8 protein-coding genes are annotated in these 6,590 nt (G+C 64.2%); 3 read left to right on the top strand and 5 right to left on the bottom strand.

Going from position 1 to position 6,590, the window contains the following annotated elements; all coding sequences use genetic code 11:
• Both clpS and VF769_RS00030 read right to left on the bottom strand, forming a co-directional pair.
• Positions 1 to 278: ATP-dependent Clp protease adapter ClpS (gene clpS, locus VF769_RS00035; protein ID WP_331006314.1), on the bottom strand; the 278-nt coding region annotated here is incomplete at its 3' end.
• Between the two features lie 239 nt (positions 279 to 517).
• Positions 518 to 979 carry a TIGR01841 family phasin gene (locus VF769_RS00030; RefSeq protein WP_331006313.1) on the bottom strand — a complete coding sequence of 154 codons (462 nt, stop codon included), beginning with the start codon at positions 977 to 979 and terminating at the stop codon, positions 518 to 520.
• Between the two features lie 327 nt (positions 980 to 1,306).
• Between VF769_RS00030 and VF769_RS00025 the strand changes: the two genes are divergently transcribed.
• Positions 1,307 to 2,344 carry a D-alanyl-D-alanine carboxypeptidase family protein gene (locus VF769_RS00025; RefSeq protein WP_331006312.1) on the top strand — a complete coding sequence of 346 codons (1,038 nt, stop codon included), beginning with the start codon at positions 1,307 to 1,309 and terminating at the stop codon, positions 2,342 to 2,344.
• A 12-nt stretch (positions 2,345 to 2,356) separates the two neighbouring features.
• Here the strand turns inward: VF769_RS00025 and VF769_RS18505 are convergent, their stop codons facing one another.
• Positions 2,357 to 2,623, bottom strand: a complete 267-nt coding sequence (locus VF769_RS18505; RefSeq protein WP_414731751.1) for a DnaJ domain-containing protein — start codon at positions 2,621 to 2,623, stop codon at positions 2,357 to 2,359.
• A 216-nt stretch (positions 2,624 to 2,839) separates the two neighbouring features.
• Entirely contained in the window at positions 2,840 to 3,715 is an 876-nt protein-coding gene (locus VF769_RS00020; RefSeq protein WP_331006311.1) for a division plane positioning ATPase MipZ, read from the bottom strand.
• Positions 3,716 to 3,861: 146 nt separating this feature from the next.
• On the opposite strand from VF769_RS00020, the gene panC reads away from it, so the two are divergent.
• A complete protein-coding gene (panC, locus tag VF769_RS00015; protein ID WP_331006310.1) occupies positions 3,862 to 4,713 on the top strand; it encodes a pantoate--beta-alanine ligase in 852 nt (283 codons plus the stop codon).
• A 54-nt stretch (positions 4,714 to 4,767) separates the two neighbouring features.
• Positions 4,768 to 6,315 (top strand): acyl-CoA carboxylase subunit beta, encoded by a 1,548-nt coding sequence (locus VF769_RS00010; RefSeq protein ID WP_331006309.1) that lies wholly within the window; start codon positions 4,768 to 4,770, stop codon positions 6,313 to 6,315.
• 93 nt (positions 6,316 to 6,408) lie between these two features.
• Here the strand turns inward: VF769_RS00010 and VF769_RS00005 are convergent.
• The coding region (locus VF769_RS00005; protein ID WP_331006308.1) for a hypothetical protein at positions 6,409 to 6,590 on the bottom strand (182 nt) is incomplete at its 5' end.

Raw genomic sequence — 6,590 nt, 5'->3', positions numbered from 1 at the left:
ACCTGGGCGACCTTGGTTTCGGCCACCTCGTATGTGTAGACGCCGCACAGCCCCACGCCGTTCTGATGGACGTGCAGCATGATCGTCGTCGCTTCTTCCCGGTTCTTCTGGAAGAAGCGCTCCAGCACATAGACGACGAATTCCATCGGCGTGTAATCGTCGTTGAGCAGGAGCACGCGGTAGAGCGAGGGCTTTTTGGTGCGCGTCAGAGTCTGGGTCCCGACGCGGCCATCGGCCCCGCCCTCGCCCTCACCCTGATCGTTCCATTCGTCGCTCATGGACGGTCGAACTCGCGCCAAGCCACGACAGACTCACAGCCTGTCGCCCACATGCTAAACAATCTATGGATTGAGTGAGGCGATGGAAGGGCTTGAAATTCCCTTCACAGCAGTTTGGCGCACTTCGCCGCGCGCGGAGGCGCCCCAACGACAGGTCGAAAAAGGAAACGGGCCTAGCTCAAAGAGCTAGGCCCGCCTCTGTTTCAGCCCCTCGGAGCGACGCTCCGAAGCAAATTCAATTAGCGCACGGCGCCCGCTTGGATGAGCTGGGCGGCGGCGTTCACGCGATCGTTGATCGGCGCGAACGTGTCCTTGGCGACGCCTTGGACCAAGTCCGAGACCGACGTCAATTCAGCAACATACGCTTCGAACGACGACTTCGCGTAATCGTTCTGCTTCTCGACGAATTCTTGCACGCTCTTGGACGTCATGAGCGCCTTCGCAGCCGCGACATGCTTTTCCATCGCGTCCTTCTGGAAGGCGACGGTGCGCGCGGAGAGGGTCTCGAAGCCCTTTTGCGCGGCGGTCGCCGAGGCCATCCAAGCTTCGAAATTCTGCTTGCCGAAAGCCGAGGCTTCCGAAAGTGCGGCGATGCCGCGATCAATGTTCTCGCGGACGGCTTCCGTCGACGCGCTGGTGACTTGTTCAAACGCTTCCGTGGCCGACTTGGCGGCGCGGGGGGCGGACTTCGCAGTGGCCATTGCTATCTCCATAGGGAACGCGCCGGGGGAGGCCGGCGACTCCGATGCCCCCTATATGTTATGCTGCACGTGCGAAGTCAACCATTTTTTGCTGCACTGCACCATGCAGCTATTTTGGGCGCTTTGTGCAGCAAACCGGCGCGTCATTCATCAGCGGTTAACCACGTTCTCCACAGCCTTGAGAACGATGTGGGTCAGTGCTTCGGTTGAAAATCGCAGCTTTAACCCTTGCCAGAAACGGTCGCTTAAGGCGGCCTAATGAATCTGTAAGCTGCGCGGCACGTGATTTGCCTGAATTTATCCGAATTAGTGCGGGATCAGTCTGAAATGGCGTCAGCGGGTTTGAAGACAGTTCGGGTAATGATCGGCGCAGCCGCGGCTGTGTTCGCTCTCGGCACGATGGCCTCGGCGGCGTCGGCCCAGGAGCGTTACGCCGCCATCGTCATGGATGCGCGCACCAATGAGGTGCTGTTGGAGGACCAGGCCGACGAGGCCCGTTTCCCAGCGTCGCTGACCAAGATGATGACGCTCTACATGCTGTTCGAGGCGATCGAGCGCGGCGACATCAGCATGGACACGCGGATGACTGCATCCCGTAACGCCACCCGGCAACCCCCTTCGCGATTGGGCCTGCGCTGCACGCGGCGCGGCGGCTGCGATTCTATCACCGTCGATCAGGCCATACGTGCGCTCGTGGTCCAATCCGCCAACGATGTGGCGACGCTGGTCGCCGAACGCTTGGGCGGCTCGGAAGCACGTTTTGCAGCGAACATGACGTCGCGCGCCCGCGAACTCGGCATGAGCGAGACCCGTTTTGCCAACGCCAGCGGCCTTCCGGACGCTCGCCACCGCACCACGGCGCGCGACATGGCGGTGCTGAGCCAAGCCTTGTGGCGCGATTTTCCTGAATATTATCATTATTTCACGACGCCGAGCTTCTCCTGGGCGCGCGGTTCGGCGCGCAGCCACAACCGCCTCATCGGCTCGGTCGAAGGCGTCGATGGCATCAAGACCGGCTACACCCGCGCCTCGGGCTTCAACCTCGCCACCATGGCCGAGCGGAACGGCCGCCGCGTGATCGTGGTGGTGCTCGGCGGCGAGACCGCCGCGGCGCGCGACAATCAAGTCGCCTACCTCGTGGAGGGCGCCTATGAGGAGTACGCCCGCCGCGAAGATCCGAATGCCGCGACGTTCGCCAGCCTGCCTACCCGTCGCCTCGACGCACAGGCGCCAGCTGCGCCCGGCGGCCCGGCCTCGCCCTACGCGACCTATCAGGGCATGGTCGTGGAAACGATGTCGGCGGTCCAAGCGCCCCTCGACGGTCAGGGCGATCAGGCCGAGGAAACCACCGAAGAAATGGAGTGAGCGCGGCGGCGCCTAGCGTCTTCCGAGCTGCTTCAAAAGACGATCCCGCGCGGCCGTGAGCCGCGCGGCTTCGTTATGGGCCCCGCCCTGATCGGGATGCGATCGCCTCATCTTGGCGCGATAGGCGGCGCGAATATCTGATTCTGTTGCATGGGCGCTGACGCCCAAAATGCTGCGCGCTTCGGCATCAGCTGCTGAATCGGGCGGCGACGATGCTTGCGCTTTGCTTGCGCGCGGTGCGCTCAGACGCGGCCACAAAATCCAGATTAGGCCGGCCATGCTGCCTAAAGCTAAGGCAGGCCAGATCGCACCTCTCCCGAGGGCAACCAATGCTGCAATTGCGAACAATAACGCCGGCCAACGCGCCAACAGCAATCGCCGCTGCGCTCCGCTAAGGCGGATCACAAACAACAGAGCAAATATGGCGGCGAGGGCGAGAAGGACGGGCGTCAGCACGCGCGGGACCCTACGGGCGCGCCGGCGCCTGGTCGAGCCTCAGAATTTGAGCGGTTCGCCCTCCAGCGAGGGCAATTTCAACGTGATGAAGAGGTCGCGCAGCTCCTGGCGCGCGGCCAAATGGGTCATCCGCATTTCGCCTTCGCCGCCGTCGGCGTCGAGGTCGAGCAAGGTGAGCCCCTGCGGGAAGAGTTCGCGGTAGATGACCCGCTCCGACAGGCCGGGGGCCATGCGAAAGCCGATGCGGTTCGAGAGCGTCTTCAGCGCTTCGCCAACCTTCTGCTTGTTCTTAGCCTCGATCTTGGAGGCGGACGTGCGGTTACGCAGCACCACCCAGTCGATTGGCGTGCGCAGGTTTTGCGCCTTCTTCTTGCGGCTCTCCCAGACCATCTCGCTGTAAATCGAGGGACGGACGATTTCGGCGTGATCGGGATCGATGTCGCCCAAGAGGTCGAAATCGACGAACGAGTCATTGAGCGGCGTGATGAGCGTATCGGCGCAGGCGTGGGCGGTGCGCGCGAGGTACGAGTCGCCGCCGGGCGAATCGATGACGATGAAATCGCAGGTTTCGGACAAGCGCCGCAGCGCCGAGCGGAACGCCGCCTCCTCTTCCTGCTCGGCCAGATCGAGGGAACGCTGCGCGCTTTCGCGCAATTCGATAATCTGCGGCGCCGGGAGCTTTGCTCCGCGCGAGGCAATCCAGCGGGCGCGGTTCTCGATGTAGCGCGTTAGTGACCGTTGCCGCACATCGAGGTCGAGGGCGCCGGTGCGGCGGCCCATGCGCATCAACGCCACGATAATGTGCATGGCGACGGTGGACTTGCCGGCGCCGCCCTTCTGGTTGCCGACGACGATCACATGCGCTTGGCGCGGGACGGCGGCGGGCGGCGGCTCGTAGGCATGCGCAAGGCTCATCGCAAACACCCGCCCAGGCTGGCGGGCGCTGCGGTGCTCTTCTTCAGAGACGCTGCGCCAGAACTCATGCTTAAAGCCTCGCTCATCGAGGTTAAGGCCCACTTAAGCCGCTTGACGTATGCGCCCCGCCGCCCGATGTGGCGGCCATGATCGGTTCCCCTCTTCCCGTCGCGCGCGATGTTGTCGGCCTGCGCAGCACCGTCGCCGCGTGGCGCGAAGCTGGATTGACGGTTGGCTTGGTGCCGACGATGGGCGCGCTGCACGAGGGGCACCTCTCCTTGGTGCGCACGGCGAAGGAACGCTGCGACCGCGTGGTGACGAGCCTGTTCGTCAACCCGCGTCAGTTCGCGCCGCACGAAGACTTCGAACGCTATCCCCGCGACGAAGCGGGCGACGCCAAAATGCTCGCGAGCGCGGGCTGCGATCTGCTCTACGCGCCGGAGCGGTCCGTCATGTATCCGCAGGGCTTCGCCACCAATGTGATCGTGGCCGATGTCTCCACGCCGCTCGAAGGCGAGTTCCGCCCGCACTTTTTCGGCGGCGTCGCGACGGTGGTGACGAAGCTCCTGTTGCAGGCGTTGCCGGACACAGCCTTCTTTGGCGAGAAGGATTATCAGCAGCTGCTCGTGATCAAGCGCATGGCGCACGATCTCGACATCCCCGTCGCGATCACCGGCTGCGCCACGGTGCGCGAACATGACGGGCTCGCGATGTCGTCGCGCAATGCGTATCTGAGCGAGGACGAACGCCGCATCGCCGCGCGGCTCAATCTCATTCTGCACGATACGATCAAGGCCGTGCGCGCGGGCGAGCCGATCGCGGAGGCGGAAGCCGAAGCCACGCGCCATGTGATCGCCGCCGGTTTTACCAGCGTGGATTACGTTTCCATCCGCGACGCCGACACACTCGGCCCGATCAGCGATCTTTCGCGTCCCGCCCGCATTCTCGCTGCGGCATGGCTTGGTAAGACGCGGCTGATCGACAACATGGCCGTCTAAGCCGCTTCCCAAGCCGCGCGCTGTCCGCTTACGCTTCTGGCGGGAGGCCGCCGCATGAGCTGGGAAAAAGACATCGAGGAATTGCGCCGGCGCGAGGCGCTGGCCGAGCAGATGGGCGGCGAGGAGCGCGTCGCGCGGCAGAAGGCCTCCGGCAAACTGACGGTGCGCGAGCGCGTCGATGCGTTGCTCGATCCGGGCTCGTTTCATGAAACGGGGAAGATCGCCGGCGCTGCGAGCTATGGCGCGGACAATGAGCTGGCGAGCTTTCGTGCGTCGCCGTTCGTGATCGGACGCGGCGACATCGGCGGGCGGCCGGTGATGGTGCAAGCGGATGATTTCAGCGTGCGTGGCGGCGCGGGCGATGCGGCGATCTGGCAGAAGCTCGTGTTCGCCGAGCAGATGGCGAATGAATATCGCATGCCGCTGATCCGGCTCGTCGACGGCACGGGCGGCGGCGGCTCGGTGAAGATGCTGGAGAAAGACCCGCGCACCTACATCCCGCAAACGCCAGGTTGGGAATGGGTTGTGGCGAACATGGCGAGCGTGCCGGTTGTCGCTTTGGCGTTGGGACCGTGTGCGGGGCTGGGCGCGGGGCGCGTGGCGGCGAGCCATTATAGTGTGATGGTTCAGGGCCTCTCCCAAGTGTTTGTCGCAGGGCCGCCGGTCGCGAAAGCGATTGGCGAGGACGTCGACAAGGAAGGTTTGGGCGGCGCGGAGATCAACGGCAAGAATGGCGTCGTCGATGATATCGTCGCGAGCGAGGCGGACGCGTTCGCGGCGGCGCGGAAATTTCTCTCCTACCTCCCCGCTTCGATTTATGAGCAAGCGCCGCGCGTGCAGAACGGCGATCCGATCAATCGCCGCGATCCGACTTTGATCAATGTGGTGCCGCGTGATCGGCGCGTGCCGTATAAAATGCGTCGCATCGTCGAAGCGTGCGTCGATGCCGGTTCGTTCTTTGAGACGGGCCGGCAATGGGGACGCGGGCTGATTACGGGGTTTGCGCGGTTGGATGGCTATTCGGTCGCGGTGATCGCCGGCGATCCGATGTTCTTGGGCGGTGCGTGGACGGCGGATGTTTGCCGCAAGCTGATCAAGCACGTCGACCTGGCGCAGACGTTTCATTTGCCGGTGGTGCATTTCGTCGATTGCCCCGGCTTCGCGGTGGGCGCCAAGCACGAGCGCAGCGGCGTGGTGAAGCTCGGCGTGCAGGCGATGGCGGCTGTGTATCAAGCGCGCGTGCCGTGGTGTTCGATCGTGGTGCGGCAAGCATTTGGCTTGGCCGGTTCGGCGATGATGAATCCGACACGCACGAAGATGCGCTATTGCTGGCCTTCGGGTGATTGGGGCTCGCTGCCGATGGAGGGCGGCATCGAGGCGGCCTACAAGCGCGACATCGAAGCGAGCGCCGATCCGGAGAAACGCTTGGCGGAGATACGCGCTTGGGCGGAGGCGCTGCGTTCGCCGTTTCGCACGGCGGAAGCGTTTTACGCCGAGGAGATCATTGATCCGCGCGAAACGCGGCCGTTGCTGTGCGAATGGGCGGAGTTGGCGCAGCGCGGCGCCGAGACAGGGCCGAGCGCGTTTGGGATGCGGCCTTAGGGTGGGCGCCGGGGCCTGCATGTCATAGGCGCGCGCGTGCGTTCGCGCTGTTCGGCTGAACGCGCGTTCCGAATGCTCCGCGATGATGGCGCTTCAACTTGAATCGGCGCGTGCGGCGAACAGCGCGCGGGCGCCGAGCCAGCAGAGTTTGCCGGCGTCGCCTTGGAGGCGGCCGTCGACATAAACCGAGCGCGGTTGGCGCTTCAGCGCGACTTTGGCGATGAAGCTCTTGCTGGCTTTGGCCAGTTTGCGCGCCAAGCGCTTGGCGTAGAGCA

It is taken from the genome of Vitreimonas sp., assembly GCF_036392335.1.
Classification (GTDB): domain Bacteria; phylum Pseudomonadota; class Alphaproteobacteria; order Caulobacterales; family Aquidulcibacteraceae; genus Vitreimonas.
This window is presented reverse-complemented; position numbering and strand designations above follow the sequence as displayed.

What these genes read in the sequence shown, in the direction of transcription:
- panC (WP_331006310.1), top strand. Translation starts at nt 3,862, where the DNA reads ATGATCGGTTCCCCTCTTCCCGTCGCGCGCGATGTTGTCGGCCTGCGC.
- VF769_RS18505 (WP_414731751.1), bottom strand. Translation starts at nt 2,623, where the DNA reads ATGGCCGGCCTAATCTGGATTTTGTGGCCGCGTCTGAGCGCACCGCGC.
- VF769_RS00020 (WP_331006311.1), bottom strand. Translation starts at nt 3,715, where the DNA reads ATGAGCCTTGCGCATGCCTACGAGCCGCCGCCCGCCGCCGTCCCGCGC.
- VF769_RS00025 (WP_331006312.1), top strand. Translation starts at nt 1,307, where the DNA reads ATGGCGTCAGCGGGTTTGAAGACAGTTCGGGTAATGATCGGCGCAGCC.
- VF769_RS00010 (WP_331006309.1), top strand. Translation starts at nt 4,768, where the DNA reads ATGAGCTGGGAAAAAGACATCGAGGAATTGCGCCGGCGCGAGGCGCTG.
- VF769_RS00030 (WP_331006313.1), bottom strand. Translation starts at nt 979, where the DNA reads ATGGCCACTGCGAAGTCCGCCCCCCGCGCCGCCAAGTCGGCCACGGAA.